Raw genomic sequence first — 15320 nt, forward strand, 5'->3', positions numbered from 1 at the left:
AGGAGTGTGTGCGGGTACGGGCCCATCGCCCGTACCCGCACACCTGTCGGTCGCTTCCTCGTCGTCAGCCGCCGCTCACCCGCTCACCCGCTCACTCGCCGGTCGGCCGGCCTGCTGGTGTACCGACCGTCGGCCTGTTCATCCACCGGCGCGCTCACCCGGTCACCGCGTCTGCTCCGCCCGCCAGGGCAGTTCCGCCGTCACCCGGGTCGGGCCGCCGGCCGGTGAGTCGACCACCAGGATTCCGTCCACCGCGTCCAGCCGCTCCGCGAGACCGGCGAGTCCGGAACCCTCGGACACGTCGGCGCCGCCCACGCCGTTGTCCTCGACCTGCACCATCAGCCGGTTCTCCGTCCGCCACACCTCCACGGTCGCCCGGGTCGCCCGCGCATGCTTGCTGATGTTCTGCAGCAGCTCCGAGACCGTGAAGTACGCGATGCCCTCGATCGCCGGCGCCGGGCGCTCCGTCAGATCCACCTCGACCTGCACCGGGGCCGTGCACCGGGAGGCCACCGACGAGAGTGCTGCGTCGAGACCGCGGTCGGTCAGCACGGCCGGGTGGATGCCGCGCGCCAGGTCCCGCAGCTCCTGCAGCGCCGTCTTCACCTCGCCGTGCGCCTCGTCGACCATGTGCGCCGCAGCCCGCGGGTCCTCCCTCAGCTTCTCCTTCGCCAGCCCCAGGTCCATGGCCAGCGCCACCAGCCGGGCCTGCGCCCCGTCGTGCAGATCGCGCTCGATGCGCCGCAGGTCCGCCGCTGCCGTGTCCACCACGGCGCCCCGGTCGGACTCCAGCTCGACCACCCGCGTCGCCAGCCGCGACGGCCCGAGCAGTCCGTGCACCAGCAGCCGGTCCACCATGGTCAGCGCCCGCACGATCCACGGCGTGGCGAGGGTGAACAGCAGTCCGATCAGCGCGGTCACCGTGATCTCGAACGGGTTGTCCAGGTAGATCTGGTGCTGCCCGTCGCCGTACAGCTGTATCCCGTCCTGACCGGCGTACATCGGGAACACCCAGAACCACAGGGGGTACGTCAGCAGCGACCAGCCGATCGACCAGACGGTCACCGCGACGGTGAAGGCGAGCACCGCCCACGGCAGGTGCAGCACCGCGTACAGCAGCGACCGCCACGAGGCGCCGTTCTTCAGCACCGCCCCCATCCAGGCCACGAACCCCTGGCGCTTCATCCGCAGCGGCTCCGGCTCGGCCACGTCCAGGCCCAGCAGCCCCCGCGCCCGCATCCGCTCCAGCGCCCCGAACCCGCGGCATCCGGCGAGCCCGGCGGCCAGCACCGGTACGCCGAGGAACGTCACCAGCAGACCGGCCCCCAGCGACACCATCGTGACCGCGTAGGTGAAGAGCAGAATGCTGATCGGCAGACTCAGCAGGACGTACACCAGCTCGCGCCAGGTCCGTCCCTCGACCGGTGCCCGCAGCACGGCCGGCACCCGGTGCCGCCGCTCACCGGTCCTCCCGGGGTGCCCGGTGGGCGTGCTGTAGAGCCCGTAGCCCTGTCCGTACTCGGTGGCCATCGACGTCGTCCTTCTCCTCGTCCGGCGGCTGTGCTGTCGTATCTCCAGACTCCTCCGCGGCAGGCCGGTGGACCATGGAGTACGTCGCAGTCTTGGACGGGGGGTTTTCCCTACCTCCGACCGGGGTGGACGGCTGTGCGCGCAGGGGTGCGTCAGGCGCGGCCGTGTGGGACGCGGCCGTGTGGGGTGCGCGAGGCGGGCGCGGCTGCGTCGGGCTCGTTACGTGGTCGGCTGTACGGAGTCCTGCGTGGGCATGGGCGTGGGCGTACGTGTGTCCTCGGCGAGGGCGCCGGAACGGTCCCGCCACGGCAGCTCCGCCGTCACCGTCGTAGGCCCGCCCTCCGGCGACTCCACGACGAACAGACCGTCGACCGCGCCCAGCCGGTCCGCGAGACCCCGCATCCCCGTACCGCCGTCCAGGCTCGCGCCGCCGTGGCCGTCGTCCTCCACCTGGATGAGCAGGCGGCCCTCCGAACGCCACACCTCGACCGAGGCCGTACGTGCCGCACTGTGCTTGCTGACGTTCTGCAGCAGCTCGGAGACGGTGAAGTAGGCGATGCCCTCGATGGCCGCGGCCGGCCGCTCGGTGAGATCGACCGTCACCCTCACCGGCACCGTGCAGCGCGAGGCGACCGACGAGAGCGCCGCGTCGAGACCGCGGTCGGTCAGCACGGCCGGGTGGATGCCGCGCGCCAGGTCCCGCAGCTCCTGCAGCGCCAGTTTCACCTCGCCGTGCGCCTCCTCGACCATCGACGCCGCCGCGTCGGGATCCTCCAGCAGCTTCTCCTTGGCCAGGCCCAGTCCCATGGCCAGGTTGACCAGCCGGGCCTGCGCGCCGTCGTGCAAGTCGCGCTCGATCCGCCGCAGATCCGCCGCGGCCGTGTCCACCACGACCCCCCGGTCGGACTCCAACTCGGCTATGCGCCGCTCCAGTTCGTCGGACGGCGACAGCAGGCCGCGCACCATCGCCCGGTCCGCGTTGGCCAGCCCCCGCGCGATGAACGGCAGCACAGGCCACAGCACGAACAGCGAGGTCAGCGTGACGGTGAAGGTGACGATGCCCCACGGCAGGCGTATCACCTCGTACAGTGCCGTGCGCCAGCCCACCGGGTCCTTCAGCGCCATCCACAGCCGCGGCAGGAACCCTCCGGCACCGTGCAGCGGCAGCCGGCTCGGTTCCTCCACCCGCACCCCGAGCAGCGCCCTGGCCCGCGCCCGCTCCCCCCTGCCCAGCAGCCGCGTCCCCATCAGACCGGCCGCGAGCAGCGGGAACCCGACCACCGTGACGGTCAGCCCGAGCCCCAGGAACAGCACGGTCACGACATAGGTGAAGCCCACCAGCGACACCGGAAGGTTCGCCAGGAGGTGGGCGATCTCCTTCCAGGTGTGCCGGTCATAGGCGAAACGCGCCGGTGGCGGGCGGTCGGCGGGAGAAGGGAAGGGCTCGGTCATGTGTCATAGCGTGCACGGCCCCGGGGGGCCCACGCCATGAGGTGGGCCCCTGATATCCACTGGGGAAATCCCCACCCCCCGTGCCAGGGGTGACGGGCTGCTTACGGGGCACTTATCAGGGCCTAGACTCCCGTGCGTACAGATCGTCGAACAGCGAGGGGCGGACGTGCGGCAACCGACCGTCGTCGATCCGACCGGCTTCGACCCGACCGGCGTCGATCCGGCAGGCTTCGGCATGACCGGCAGCGATCCGGCTGCCGCGATCGCTTCGCACCAGGTCGCGGCGGCAGAATACTTTCAGGCGTATTCGGTCGTCGGACTGCTCGCCGTCGTCGGCGTGCTGTTCGTCGCCTTCGCCTTCGGCGCGGGACGCCTGCTGCGGCCGGTGGTCCCCACACCGGAGAAGCTCATGACGTACGAGTGCGGAGTCGACCCCGTCGGCGAGGGCTGGGCCCACACCCAGGTCCGCTACTACGTCTATGCCTTCCTCTACGTGATCTTCGCTGTCGACTCGATCTTCCTCTTCCCCTGGGCGACCGTCTTCGCCGCCGACGGCTACGGCGCGACCACGCTCGTGGAGATGTTCATCTTCCTCGGCTTCCTCGCCGTCGGACTGCTGTACGCATACAAGAAGGGCGTCCTGACATGGACGTGACTCCCACCGACTCACCGGGCGCCGCCACCCCGTCGGGCGCGGGTTCGGTCCCGGCCCCGGGTTCCGGACCGGTGCTGCTGCCCGAGCCCGTCGTGCTCCCCACCGAAGGCAGCGGAAAGCTCGGCGCGCTCGCCCGGCTCGCCCCCGAGCCGATGAAGGTGATCCTCAACTGGGGCCGCCGCTACTCCCTCTGGGTCTTCAACTTCGGCCTCGCCTGCTGCGCGATCGAGTTCATCGCCGCGTCGATGGCCCGCCACGACTTCATCCGCCTCGGCGTCATCCCCTTCGCACCGGGACCGCGCCAGGCTGACCTGATGGTCGTCTCCGGAACGGTCACGGACAAGATGGCACCCGCGGTGAAACGTCTGTACGAGCAGATGCCCGAGCCGAAGTACGTCATCTCGTTCGGCGCCTGCAGCAACTGCGGCGGACCGTACTGGGACTCCTACTCCGTCACCAAGGGCGTCGACCAGATCATCCCGGTCGACGTCTACGTCCCCGGCTGCCCGCCGCGGCCCGAGGCACTGCTCCAGGGGATCCTGAAGCTCCAGGAGAAGATCGCACGGGAGTCGCTGGGGGAGCGGTACGGGGCCGGCGGGCGAGGTGCTTCGGCGGCGGCGCTGCAGAGCGGGCTGGTGAAGCCGCCGGCGCCGGGGGAGCCCGGTGCGGTGAAGCCCGGCCGGGGGGAGGACCGATGACCGCGGCCGGCTGGCTCCCGGCCGACGCCGAGGAGCTGTTCGGTACGGAGGCCACGGCCGAGGAGTCGTACGACGTCCTCACCGTCGACGTCCCGCCCGCCTCCTGGCTCCCGGCCCTGGAGACCGCGCGCGACCGGCTCGACTGCACCTACTTCGACTGGTTGAGCGCGGTCGACGAGCCCGGCACGGGTTTCCGCGTCACCGCCCATGTCGTGGCCCTCTCCCCGGTACGGCGCCTGCTCCTGCGTACGACCGTCCCGCACGAGGCCCCGACACTGCCCTCCGCGGTAGGCGTCTACGCGGGGGCCGCCTGGCACGAACGCGAGACGCACGAGATGTTCGGCGTCGACTTCACCGGCCACCCAGCACTCGACCACCTGCTCCTGCCGGACACCTTCGAGGGCCACCCCCTGCGCAAGGACTTCGTCCTCGCCGCCCGCGTCGCCAAGGCCTGGCCCGGCGCCAAGGAACCCGGCGAGCCCGAACAGGGCGGTCCCAAGCGCCGTCAGATGCTTCCCCCGGGGGTCCCCGACCCCAATGAGTGGGGCCCCCTGAAGGGCCAGCTCCCCCCGGCCCCGTCCCGTCCGGCCCGGGGCGCGGGCAGGGCGGCCACCGGCACCGGTCCCGCCGCAGGACGAGCACCCGGCGACCGTCCGCTGCGCCGGACCCGTACGGCGGCGGAGGGTTCCGCGAGCCAGTCGGCCCCCGCGGGGACGGAGGGCGAGGGCCGTCCCGCCCCGCCGCCGCGCCGGAACCGCACGGCGGCCGAGGGCTCCGCGAGCCAACAGGCCGCGCGCACTCCCGAGCCCCCGGCCGCCGACACCGCGGCACAGTCCGGGACACCCCCGCCGGCCACCCCCCGGGCGCGCCGTGCCCGGAGCGCGAGCGAGGGCTCGGCATCCCAGCGCGAGCGGTCGACGGCAGCCGCGTCCAAAACGTCCGAGGAGGCGGAGAAGGCCGCGGAGGACACGGTCGGCTCTGCTGCCGGTCCCGGTTCCGGCACCGACGCACCCGAAGCGCCGGCCGTCGGACGCCGCACCCGAAGCGCATCCGAAGGCTCCGCGAGCCAACGACCCCAGGCGTCACCATCGAAGCCCACCGATGAACGGCGTCCCCGCCGGGCACGCAGCGCTTCGGAGGGCTCCGCAAGCCGTCCGACCACGTCGCCGGATGCAGCCGGGACGCCGGACACCACCGGGGGGCCGGACACGACCACGTCGCCGGACACGACCGGGACCTCAAAAGAGACGGAGGCGCCGGACCGGACCGGAGCATCGGGCGCCAAGCCCTCCACCGCACCACGCAGTCCGGACGCCCCTTGGCACCATGCCCGCCCGGCCCACGCCGAGCCCGAGCCCGACGCGGCAGACGAACCCGAGGCCGAACCCGAACCCGAGGCCGAATCCGAGGCTGAAGCGCGGACCGAACCCGAGTCCGCCCCAGCCCCGGACCCCGACCCGGAGTCGGGCTCCTCGGACCCCGGGGCCCCCGACACCCCCTCGGGAGGCCCGCGGTGAACGACGTACTCGACGTCGCCCTGCGACTCCTGATCGTTTTCGTCGTCTTCCTCACCTTTCCTCTGATCGTCGGTCAGACCGAGCACAAGGTGATGGCGCACATGCAGGGCCGCCTGGGCCCGATGTACGCGGGCGGCTTCCACGGCTGGGCCCAACTCGTCGCCGACGGCGTGAAGTTCGCGCAGAAGGAGGACGTGGTCCCGGCCGGTGCCGACCGCCGTGTCTTCCAGATCGCCCCTGCCGTCGCCCTCCTGCCGTATCTCCTCGTCCTGCTCGCTATCCCGATCGGACCGGGCGAGGGCGCCGTCGGGCAGGTGCTGGACGCGGGCGTGTTCTTCGTGCTCGCGGTGATGGGCGTGGGCGTCCTCGGCTCGCTGATGGCCGGGTGGGCCTCCGCCAACAAGTTCTCCCTCCTCGGCGGCCTGCGCACCGCCGCTCAGCTCCTCGCCTACGAACTGCCGATGCTGCTCACCGCCGCCTCGGTGGCGATGGCGGCCGGCACCGTCTCGCTCATCGGCATCCTCGACGCGTTCGAGTGGTGGTGGCTGCCCTGGCAGATCGTCGGTGCGATCGTCTTCTTCGTCGCCGGCCTCGCCGAACTCCAGCGGCCGCCCTTCGACATGCCTGTCGCCGACTCGGAGATCATCTTCGGCGCGTACACCGAGTACACCGGCCTGCGGTTCGCGCTCTTCCTCCTCGCCGAGTACGCCGGGATCGTCGTCCTGTGCGGCTTGACCACCGTCCTCTTCCTGGGCGGCTGGCACGGCCCGTGGGGCGCCGACGGCCTCGGTTGGGTCTGGACCCTGCTGAAGGCCGCGGTCCTCGCCTTCGTCGTCATCTGGCTCCGCGTCACCTATCCCCGCCTGCGCGAGGACCAGCTGCAGAAACTGTCCTGGACCCTCCTCGTCCCCCTGGCCCTCGCCCAGATCGCCCTCACCGGCGTCGTCAAGGTGGTGATCTCCTAGCCATGTCCCCTCTTCCTGGCTTCCCCGGTTCCGGCCTGGCCAAGGGCCTGGCCGTCACGCTGCGGACGATGACGAAGAAGTCCGTCACCGCCCAGTACCCGGACACCCAGCCCGACCTCGCACCCCGCACCCGAGGGGTGATCGGTCTGTTCGAGGAGAACTGCACGGTCTGCATGCTGTGCGCCCGCGAGTGCCCGGACTGGTGCATCTACATCGACTCCCACAAGGAGACCGTCCCGGCGACGACGCCCGGCGGCCGTGACCGCAGCCGCAACGTCCTCGACCGGTTCGCCATCGATTTCTCCCTGTGCATGTACTGCGGTATCTGCATCGAGGTCTGTCCTTTCGACGCTCTGTTCTGGTCACCCGAGTTCGAGTACGCCGAGACCGACATCCGCGAACTCACCCACGAACGCGACAAGCTCCGCGAGTGGATGTGGACGGTCCCGGCCCCGCCGGCCCTCGACCCCGCCGCCGAGGAACCGAAGGAAATCGCCGCCGCCCGCAAGACAGCCGACAAACTGTCCGCCGCCCAGCCCGACCCGCAGGCAGACCCGAAGGGGGCGGACTCGTGACCTTCGCCGCCGCCGGCACGGTCGCGCACGCCACGACCACCACCGTCACCACCGCCGCCGAGGCGCAGGGCTTCCTCTCCCCGACCGGTGTGGAGATCGCCTTCCTCCTGGTCGGCCTGGTCACCTTCGGTGCCGCCGTCGTCACCGTCACCACCAGGCAGCTGGTGCACGCCGCCCTGTGGCTGGTGGTGGCCCTGGGCGGGCTCGCCGTCGAATACCTCCTCCTCACCGCCGAGTTCATCGCCTGGGTGCAGGTCCTGATCTATGTGGGTTCGGTCGTCGTCCTGCTCCTGTTCGGCCTGATGCTCACCAGAGCGCCCGTCGGCCGCTCCCCGGACGCCGACTCCGGCAACCGCCGGGTCGCCCTCGCCGTGGCCGTCGCCGCGGCCGTCGCCCTGGTCTGGGTCGTCGTCGACGCCTTCCGCACGACCTGGATCGACCTGGACGGCACGCCCGCCGGCTCCACCGACGTGACCGGCGCCAGCCTCTTCCAGCACTGGGTCCTCCCCTTCGAGGCCCTCTCCGTCCTCCTCCTCGCCGCCCTCGTCGGCGCGATCGTCCTCTCCCGCAGGGCGAACACGGCCGCCGCGGCACGGGAAGCCGCGACACGGGAAACGGCCACCGGAACCGCCGACGGACCCCCCTCGGGATCAGCTTCGCAACCAACCCCTGGGCCGGCCTCTGGACCGGCCCGCGCGTCGACCGCCCGCCGCCGCGACGCGGAAGGGAACCGCTGATGCACCTCGCCTATCCCGTCGTGCTGTCGGCCCTCCTCTTCTGCACCGGCCTGTACGGAGTGCTCGCCCGCCGCAACGCGATCCTGGTCCTGATGTCGGTCGAGCTGATGCTCAACGCCGTCAACCTGAACCTGGTCGCCTTCGACGTCTGGCTCAGCAGGGCCGCCGAGGAGACCCTGCACTCCGGTCAGGCCCTCGCCCTGTTCACCATCGCCATCGCCGCCGCCGAGATCGGCATCGGTCTGGCGATCGTCCTCGCCGTCCACCGCAACCGCGGCACCGCCGACATCGACAAGCTCCGCGACACCGCCGAGGGCCACGACCCCGACGGCACGGGCGACTCCGTATCCGACAGCGACGCCGACGCCCCCACGACCCGGGCGGCCGTCACGAAGACCGAGGCCACCGCGTGACCACGACCACCCTCGCCGTCCTCGTCCCCCTCCTTCCGTTCCTCGGCGCGATCGCCGGACTGCTCCTGGGCCGAATGGCCCCGGGCCTCGTCCGCCCGCTCGCCGTCCTGCCCACGCTCACCGCCCTCGCACTGGCCGTCGTGGTCGCCGTGCGCCAGGGCGGCGGCCGGGCCGTCGACGCCGCCACCGAGCTCACCCCCACCGGTTCCGTCCCCATCGACCTCGCCCTGTACATCGACGGTTTCGCCGCCCTCACCGCCGTGGTCGTCGGTGTCGTCGCCACCTGCGTGCAGATCTACTCGACGGGCTACCTCCGCGACGACCCGCGCTACCCCTCCTACGCGGCCCTCGTCTCCCTGTTCACCTCCGCGATGCTCCTCGTCGTCTACTCCGGCGACCTGATGGTGCTGTTGGTCGGCTGGGAGGTCATGGGCATCTGCTCCTACTTCCTCGTCGGCCATTACTGGGAGACCCCCGAGGCCCGAGCCGCCTCCCTCAAGGCCTTCCTGGTGACCAAGCTCGGCGACGTCCCCTTCCTCATCGGCCTGTTCGCCCTCGCCGGCGAGACGGGCTCCTTCCGGATCACACACGTCCTCGACGCCGTCGCGAACGGCGGCATCGAGCACCCCACCCCGATCGCCCTGCTCCTCCTGGCGGGCGTGGCGGGCAAGTCGGCGCAGTTCCCGCTGCACACCTGGCTCCCCGACGCGATGGCGGGCCCGACCCCCGTCTCCGCGCTGATCCACGCTGCGACGATGGTCGCCGCCGGTGTCTACTTCGTGGCCCGTCTCCTCCCGCTCTTCGCGTCCTCCCAGGCCGCGATGACGGTCCTCGCCGTCATGGCCGCCGTCACCATGGCCGGCTCGGCGCTCGCCGCGCTCGCCCAGGACGACATCAAACGCGTCCTCGCCTACTCGACGATCGGCCAGCTCGGCTACATGACCGGTGCCCTCGCCGTCGGCGAACGCGGAGCCGCCGTCTTCCACCTCCTGTCCCACGGCGCCTTCAAGGCGCTGCTGTTCCTCGCCGCCGGCGTGATCATCCACGCCGTCGGCACCAACTCGCTGGCCGTCATGTCCCGCATGAGCCACCTGCGTGACCGCGTCCCCGACGCCTACTGGACGATGACCGTGGCGCTCCTCGCGCTGGCCGCGATCCCGCCGTTCAGCGGCTTCTTCTCCAAGGAGGCCGTCCTCGGAGCCGCCGAACACGTCGTCACCGGCCACACGGAGCGGGCCCCCGCCGCGGCGGGCTGGATCGTCCTCCTCGCCGGCCTGGTCACCACCCTGCTCACCGCGGCGTACGCGACGCGGCTGTGGCTGCTGGCCTTCCGCGGACACGGCACCGAGGCACCCGACCACGGCAGGCAGCCCCTCAGCATGACCGCCGTGCTGTGGGTGCTCGCGATTCCCTCCCTCGCGCTGGGCGGCTTCGCCTTCCGCGTGCTCCCCGACTGGTTCGACGGCCACGACCTCACACCGACCCTCACCACCTCGGTGCTCGGCACCGGCATGGCCCTGGTCGGCGGCATCGTCACCTACGCCACCTGGCGGCACACCACCGCCCACGCCGCCCACCTCGCCCTCGGTGCCGTCGCCGCACACCCGGAACGCGGCGCCGGACAGGTCGAGGCGGAGGCGATCGCCAGTCACGAGCCCGTCTACGGAGACATCGCGTCCGCACCCGACCCGTCGGACCCCGGACGGCTGCTGCTCGGCCCCCTGCACCGCCACGCGGCCACCGGCTTCCACCTCGACGCCGTGTACACGGCCCTCCTCGTCCGGCCCGTCCAGGCCGCGGCCGGACTCGTCCGGTTCCTCGACCGCGAGGTCGTCGACACCTATGTACGCGGCGCGGGAACGCTGCCCCGGTGGCTCGGCACCGCCGTACGACGTGCCCAGACCGGCAATCTGCAGACCTATGTGAGCGTGCTGCTCGCCGGCACCGTCGTCCTCGCGGTCGCTGTCGTCCTCGCCGCCACGGGAGCGTGACCAGACGTGATCGATATCAGCGAGTCCGTGATGCAGGTCCTTCTGGCGTTCCTCGTCGTCGGCCCGCTCCTGGGCGCCGCCGCCGCTCTCCTCCCGGCCCCGCCGGGACTCAAGGGAAAGTCACCCGACCAGGCCGTGCTCCGGCACGGCGTGACCGTCACCGGCGCCGTCCTGGTCGCGGCGATCGTCCTCACGCTCGGCTTCGACCACGACCAGCCGGCGAAGATGCAGGCCACGACCGACATCAGCTGGATCCCCGCACTCGACGTGCGGATCCACCTCGGCACCGACGGCATCTCCCTCCCCCTTCTGGTCCTGACCGCGCTGCTCACCTTCCTCAGCGCGCTCTACACATACTTCAAACCGCCCGCGGGCCCGTCCCCGAAGGCCTTCGTCGCCCTGCTGCTCGTTCTCGAGTCCGGCACCCTCGCGGCCTTCGCCGTCCTCGACCTGATCCTGTTCTTCCTCGCCTTCGAGATGGTCCTGATCCCGATGTACTTCCTCATCGCCCGCTGGGGCGGCGAGGGCCGGGCCGGGGCCGCCTGGAAGTTCATCCTCTACACGCTGCTCGGCTCCGTGGTCATGCTGCTCGGCCTGCTCCTGATCGGAATCAAGGCGGGCACATTCGACATGGTGGCACTCGCCACTGACAACGGTCGGTCACTTACCGTATCCGTGCAGATCATCGCCGTATTGGCGATCGGGATCGGGCTCGCGGTCAAGACCCCGATGTGGCCGCTGCACAGCTGGCTGCCCGACGCCCACACCGCCGCCCCGACCGTCGGCTCCGTCCTGCTGGCCGGCGTCCTGCTGAAGATGGGCACGTACGGGTTCGTACGGATCCTGCTCCCCGCCGCACCGGACGGCTTCCGCACGTTCGCGCCCTACCTCGCCGCCTTCGCCGTCGTCGGCATCATCTACGGATCCCTCGCCTGCCTCGCCCTCGCCAAAGAAGGCGCGAAGGGCGACCTCAAACGCCTCATCGCCTACTCCTCCGTCGGCCACATGGGCTTCGTCCTCCTCGGTATCGCCACCATGACCCCGACCGGCGTCAACGGCGCCCTCTTCGCCAACATCGCCCACGGCCTCATCACCGGCCTGCTCTTCTTCCTCGTCGGCGCCCTCAAGGACCGCACCGGCACCGTCGACCTCGACACCCTCTCCCAGCAGACCGGCGCCGCCCTCTACGGCAGGGCACCCCGCCTCGGCGGACTGCTCGCCTTCGCCGCCGTCGCCTCCCTCGGCCTGCCCGGCCTCGCCGGGTTCTGGGGAGAGATGCTCGCCCTCTTCGGCGCGTTCGACCCCGCCGCCGGACTCAGCCGCCCCGCCTTCCTCGTCTTCATGTCGATCGGCGCGTTCGGCACCCTGCTGACCGCGGCGTACCTGCTCGTCGTGGTCCGCAGGGTCTGCATGGGCGCCCTGCCGGAACAGGCCCCCGCGCTCACCGACGTCCACGGCTACGAGTTCGCGGCCTGGACCCCGCTCGTCGTCCTCACCGTCGTCGCCGGACTGTGGCCCGGGGCCCTGATCGGACTGACCGACCCGGCCGTGCAGCAGCTCCTCACAGGAGGCACCCGATGAGCTCCCTCGTCCAGTCCGTCGACTGGCTTGCCATCGCGCCGCCCGTCATCGCGGCCCTCGTCGGGCTCGCCGTCCTCGTCGCCGACCTGTTCGTCGGTGAGGCCAGGAAACCGCTCCTCGGGTGGCTCGCGGTCACCGGACTCGCCGCCGCCACGCTCATGCTGCTGCCCCTCCTCGACGCCGACCGCAGCACGTTCTGCCTGGTCGGCGACCCCGGAGTGTGCAGCTACACCGCCGACCGGTTCACCCTCGTCATCCAGTTCCTGGTGCTCGGCGGCGCGCTCCTGACCGCCCTCCTGTCGGTCACCGCCCTCAAGGACGCCGACAAGCGGCTCCCCGAAGGCGAGTACTGGTTCCTGTTCCTGTCCTCCGTCGCGGGCGCCGCCCTCCTGCCCGCCTCCCGCGACCTCGCGACCCTCGTCGTCGCCCTGGAGGTCGCGTCCCTGCCCGCCTTCGCCCTGGTCGGCCTCAGACACGGCGACCGGAAGTCGTCCGAAGCGGCGCTGAAGTTCTTCCTGTCCTCGGTCACCGCCACGGCGGTCAGCCTCCTCGGCATCAGCTTCGTCTACGCCGTCACCGGGACCCTCCACCTCACTCTGGTGGCCGAACGCGTCCAGACCGTCGACGGGCAACTCCACACCCTCGCCCAGACCGGCGTCGTCCTCACCCTCGTCGGCTTCGCCTTCAAGACGGCCGCCGTCCCCTTCCACTTCTGGGTACCCGACACCTACGTGGGCGCTCCTCTGCCGATCGCCGCCTACCTGTCGGTCATCGGCAAGGCGGTCGGCTTCACCGGCCTGATCCTCGTCACCGTCGTCGCCCTCCCGTCGTACGCCGAGGTCTGGGGCCCGGCCCTGGCCGCGCTCGCCGCCCTCACCATGACCGTCGGCAATGTCGGCGCCCTCGGGCAGCAGGCCGCGCGCGCGTACAGCGCGGTACGCCTCCTGGCCTGGTCCTCCGTCGGCCAGGCCGGCTACCTCCTGGTGCCGATCGCCGCCGCCGCGTACTCCGGCGACGCCGAGAAGTCGATCGGCTCCACCCTCGCCTACGCCCTCATGTACGGCGCGGTGAACCTCGGCACCTTCGCCGTCGCCGCCCTGGTCGGCCGTACGAAGGCCCTCAACCGGGTCTCCGACTACCGCGGCCTGTACGCCTCCAGCCCGCTCACCGCCCTGCTCCTGGCCTTCTTCCTGCTGTGCCTGGCCGGACTCCCGCCCGGCATCATCGGCCTCTTCGCCAAGGTCACCGTCTTCTCCGCGGCCGTCGACGCCGGACTCGGCTGGCTCGCCGTCGTCATGGCCGTCAACGTCGTCATCGCGCTGGTCTACTACCTCCGCTGGACGGCCCTGCTGTTCCGCGCCCCCGACGGCGAACCGGCCGTGCACCGCGTCCCGGTCCCGCTCACCGCCGCGATCGCCCTCACCGGAGTCCTCGGCATCGCCCTGTCCGGCGCACCCCAACTGATCCTGCGCTTCACCGACACCGGCCTCTTCTGACCGGACCGCCGGGACCGTGCCGCCCCCGGCCTCCCCGGACGTGCCGAGGCCCCGAGGCCTTCCGGGTCTCCTCCGGTCCCTGCCCTCATCCACCGGCCGCGCTTTTCGGCCACCGGACGGGCGCGGCCGGCACGACGCCGGGGGAGGACGTCACCCGGACGGTGTGCACGTGCCACCACGCGCCCCGGGGAACCTGTGCCGCTCGCCTGGCGTTGACGAATGCGGGAGGGTCCACTGGACGTGAGGCCACACCACCCGGGGCCACCGCAGGTCAGAAGGAAGATCGGCAGACGAGGGTCCCCCGCCGCACGATTTGGAGGACGTACCGTGCACCGCCGGCACAACGGGCTCAGAACCGCGCTCCTCCTCGGGGGACTGTCCGCACTCATCATCGTCATCGGCAGCTTCTTCGGCCGTACGGGCCTCGTTGTCGCTGTCGTGATCGCGCTGGGCACCAACGCGTACGCGTACTGGAACAGCGACAAGCTCGCCCTGCGCGCGATGCGGGCCCGCCCCGTGAGCGAGTTCGAGGCCCCCGGCCTGTACCGCATGGTGCGCGAGCTCTCCACGCAGGCCCGCCAGCCCATGCCCCGCCTGTACATCTCCCCGACCGAGGCGCCCAACGCCTTCGCCACCGGCCGCAACCCGCGCAACGCCGCCGTGTGCTGCACCGAAGGCATCCTGCGCCTGCTCGACGAGCGCGAACTGCGCGGTGTCATCGGCCATGAACTCAGCCACGTCTACAACCGGGACATCCTGATCTCCTCGGTCGCCGGCGCCCTCGCCTCCGTGATCATGTTCCTGGTCAACTTCGCCTGGCTGATCCCGGTCGGCCGTTCCAGCGACGACGACGGCCCCGGCATCCTCGGCATGCTCCTGATCATGATTCTGGGGCCCCTCGCCGCCTCCCTCATCAAGCTGGCCATCAGCCGTTCCCGCGAGTACGAGGCCGATGCCTCCGGCGCTCAGCTGACCGGCGACCCCCTCGCCCTGGCAAGCGCTCTGCGCAAGCTGGAAACGGGCACCAAACAGCTTCCCCTGCCCCCCGAACCCCGTATCGAGACCGCCAGCCACATGATGATCGCGAACCCGTTTCGCCCGGGCCAGGGGTTCGCGAAGATGTTCTCGACCCACCCGCCCATGGCGGAACGCATCGCCCGACTCGAGAAGATGGCAGGTCGAACGCAGTGAAGACCATCCTGAACGTCATATGGCTCGTTCTGAGCGGCTTCTGGCTGTTCCTCGGCTACCTGCTCGCGGGCGTCCTGTTGTGCATCACGATCATCGGTATTCCTTTCGGCATCGCCGCCTTCCGGATCGGTGTCTACGCCCTGTGGCCGTTCGGGTATACGGCGGTCGAGCGCAGGGACGCGGGGGCCGCCTCCTTCGTCGGCAACGTGCTGTGGCTGGTCCTCGCGGGCTGGTGGCTGGCCATCGGCCACATCGTCACCGGTCTCGCCCTGTGCGTGACGATCATCGGCATCCCGCTCGGCATCGCCAACTTCAAGCTGATCCCTGTTTCGTTGCTCCCGATGGGCCGCGAGATCGTACGCACCGACCAGCCGTTCGTGTCCCGCTAGTTCCGCTAGTTCCGCTAGTTCCGCTAGTCCCGTCAGTCCCGCTGGATCGACTGGGTTTTCCACAGCCCGCGAGCGCGCCGAAGAGGGTTGTCCACAGGGCGCCGTGACTGTCAGTGGCGGCGTGCATCAT

General features: G+C 71.2%; 14 protein-coding genes. 12 read left to right on the plus strand and 2 right to left on the minus strand.

Annotated elements, in window-relative coordinates; genetic code table 11:
- Positions 1-162: 162 nt before the first annotated feature.
- Both OHB56_RS24950 and OHB56_RS24955 read right to left on the minus strand, forming a co-directional pair.
- Positions 163-1530: a sensor domain-containing protein gene (locus tag OHB56_RS24950; protein WP_326754225.1), complete on the minus strand. Its 1368-nt coding sequence runs from the start codon at positions 1528-1530 to the stop codon at positions 163-165.
- Between the two features lie 219 nt (positions 1531-1749).
- Positions 1750-2982, minus strand: coding sequence for a sensor domain-containing protein (locus tag OHB56_RS24955; protein WP_326754226.1), 1233 nt, complete (start codon positions 2980-2982; stop codon positions 1750-1752).
- Positions 2983-3217: 235 nt separating this feature from the next.
- On the opposite strand from OHB56_RS24955, the gene OHB56_RS24960 reads away from it, so the two are divergent.
- From OHB56_RS24960 to OHB56_RS25015, 12 genes are all read left to right on the plus strand, one after another.
- Positions 3218-3637, plus strand: coding sequence for an NADH-quinone oxidoreductase subunit A (locus OHB56_RS24960; protein ID WP_326757129.1), 420 nt, complete (start codon positions 3218-3220; stop codon positions 3635-3637).
- Positions 3628-4335 (plus strand): NADH-quinone oxidoreductase subunit B, encoded by a 708-nt coding sequence (locus OHB56_RS24965; protein WP_406355719.1) that lies wholly within the window; start codon positions 3628-3630, stop codon positions 4333-4335. Before OHB56_RS24960 ends, OHB56_RS24965 begins: the two co-directional genes overlap by 10 nt.
- On the plus strand, positions 4332-5852 hold the full coding sequence (locus tag OHB56_RS24970; protein WP_406355721.1) for an NADH-quinone oxidoreductase subunit C: 1521 nt from the start codon (positions 4332-4334) through the stop codon (positions 5850-5852). Before OHB56_RS24965 ends, OHB56_RS24970 begins: the two co-directional genes overlap by 4 nt.
- Complete coding sequence (locus OHB56_RS24975; RefSeq protein WP_326754229.1) at positions 5849-6817, plus strand: complex I subunit 1 family protein; 969 nt, start codon at positions 5849-5851, stop codon at positions 6815-6817. Before OHB56_RS24970 ends, OHB56_RS24975 begins: the two co-directional genes overlap by 4 nt.
- Positions 6818-6819: 2 nt before the next feature.
- Positions 6820-7392 (plus strand): NADH-quinone oxidoreductase subunit I, encoded by a 573-nt coding sequence (locus OHB56_RS24980; protein ID WP_326754230.1) that lies wholly within the window; start codon positions 6820-6822, stop codon positions 7390-7392.
- Entirely contained in the window at positions 7389-8129 is a 741-nt protein-coding gene (locus tag OHB56_RS24985) for an NADH-quinone oxidoreductase subunit J (protein ID WP_326754231.1), read from the plus strand. The genes OHB56_RS24980 and OHB56_RS24985 overlap by 4 nt, the downstream gene beginning before the upstream one ends.
- Positions 8129-8542: an NADH-quinone oxidoreductase subunit NuoK gene (nuoK, locus tag OHB56_RS24990; RefSeq protein ID WP_055595895.1), complete on the plus strand. Its 414-nt coding sequence runs from the start codon at positions 8129-8131 to the stop codon at positions 8540-8542. Before OHB56_RS24985 ends, nuoK begins: the two co-directional genes overlap by 1 nt.
- Complete coding sequence (locus OHB56_RS24995) at positions 8539-10533, plus strand: NADH-quinone oxidoreductase subunit L (protein ID WP_406355724.1); 1995 nt, start codon at positions 8539-8541, stop codon at positions 10531-10533. Before nuoK ends, OHB56_RS24995 begins: the two co-directional genes overlap by 4 nt.
- Positions 10534-10539: 6 nt before the next feature.
- Entirely contained in the window at positions 10540-12114 is a 1575-nt protein-coding gene (locus tag OHB56_RS25000) for a NuoM family protein (protein WP_406355726.1), read from the plus strand.
- Positions 12111-13610 (plus strand): NADH-quinone oxidoreductase subunit N, encoded by a 1500-nt coding sequence (locus tag OHB56_RS25005; RefSeq protein ID WP_326754234.1) that lies wholly within the window; start codon positions 12111-12113, stop codon positions 13608-13610. Before OHB56_RS25000 ends, OHB56_RS25005 begins: the two co-directional genes overlap by 4 nt.
- 327 nt (positions 13611-13937) lie before the next feature.
- Positions 13938-14801 (plus strand): zinc metalloprotease HtpX, encoded by an 864-nt coding sequence (htpX, locus tag OHB56_RS25010; protein WP_406355728.1) that lies wholly within the window; start codon positions 13938-13940, stop codon positions 14799-14801.
- Positions 14798-15190: a YccF domain-containing protein gene (locus tag OHB56_RS25015; RefSeq protein WP_055595890.1), complete on the plus strand. Its 393-nt coding sequence runs from the start codon at positions 14798-14800 to the stop codon at positions 15188-15190. The genes htpX and OHB56_RS25015 overlap by 4 nt, the downstream gene beginning before the upstream one ends.
- Positions 15191-15320 lie beyond the last annotated feature (130 nt).

This window comes from Streptomyces sp. NBC_01635 (genome assembly GCF_045209715.1).
GTDB lineage: Bacteria > Actinomycetota > Actinomycetes > Streptomycetales > Streptomycetaceae > Streptomyces > Streptomyces hirsutus.

Coding starts and splice junctions, on each gene's coding strand:
- OHB56_RS24950 (WP_326754225.1), bottom strand. CDS start 1,530: ATGGCCACCGAGTACGGACAGGGCTACGGGCTCTACAGCACGCCCACC.
- OHB56_RS24955 (WP_326754226.1), bottom strand. CDS start 2,982: ATGACCGAGCCCTTCCCTTCTCCCGCCGACCGCCCGCCACCGGCGCGT.
- OHB56_RS24960 (WP_326757129.1), top strand. CDS start 3,218: ATGACCGGCAGCGATCCGGCTGCCGCGATCGCTTCGCACCAGGTCGCG.
- OHB56_RS24965 (WP_406355719.1), top strand. CDS start 3,628: ATGGACGTGACTCCCACCGACTCACCGGGCGCCGCCACCCCGTCGGGC.
- OHB56_RS24970 (WP_406355721.1), top strand. CDS start 4,332: ATGACCGCGGCCGGCTGGCTCCCGGCCGACGCCGAGGAGCTGTTCGGT.
- OHB56_RS24980 (WP_326754230.1), top strand. CDS start 6,820: ATGTCCCCTCTTCCTGGCTTCCCCGGTTCCGGCCTGGCCAAGGGCCTG.
- nuoK (WP_055595895.1), top strand. CDS start 8,129: ATGCACCTCGCCTATCCCGTCGTGCTGTCGGCCCTCCTCTTCTGCACC.
- OHB56_RS25005 (WP_326754234.1), top strand. CDS start 12,111: ATGAGCTCCCTCGTCCAGTCCGTCGACTGGCTTGCCATCGCGCCGCCC.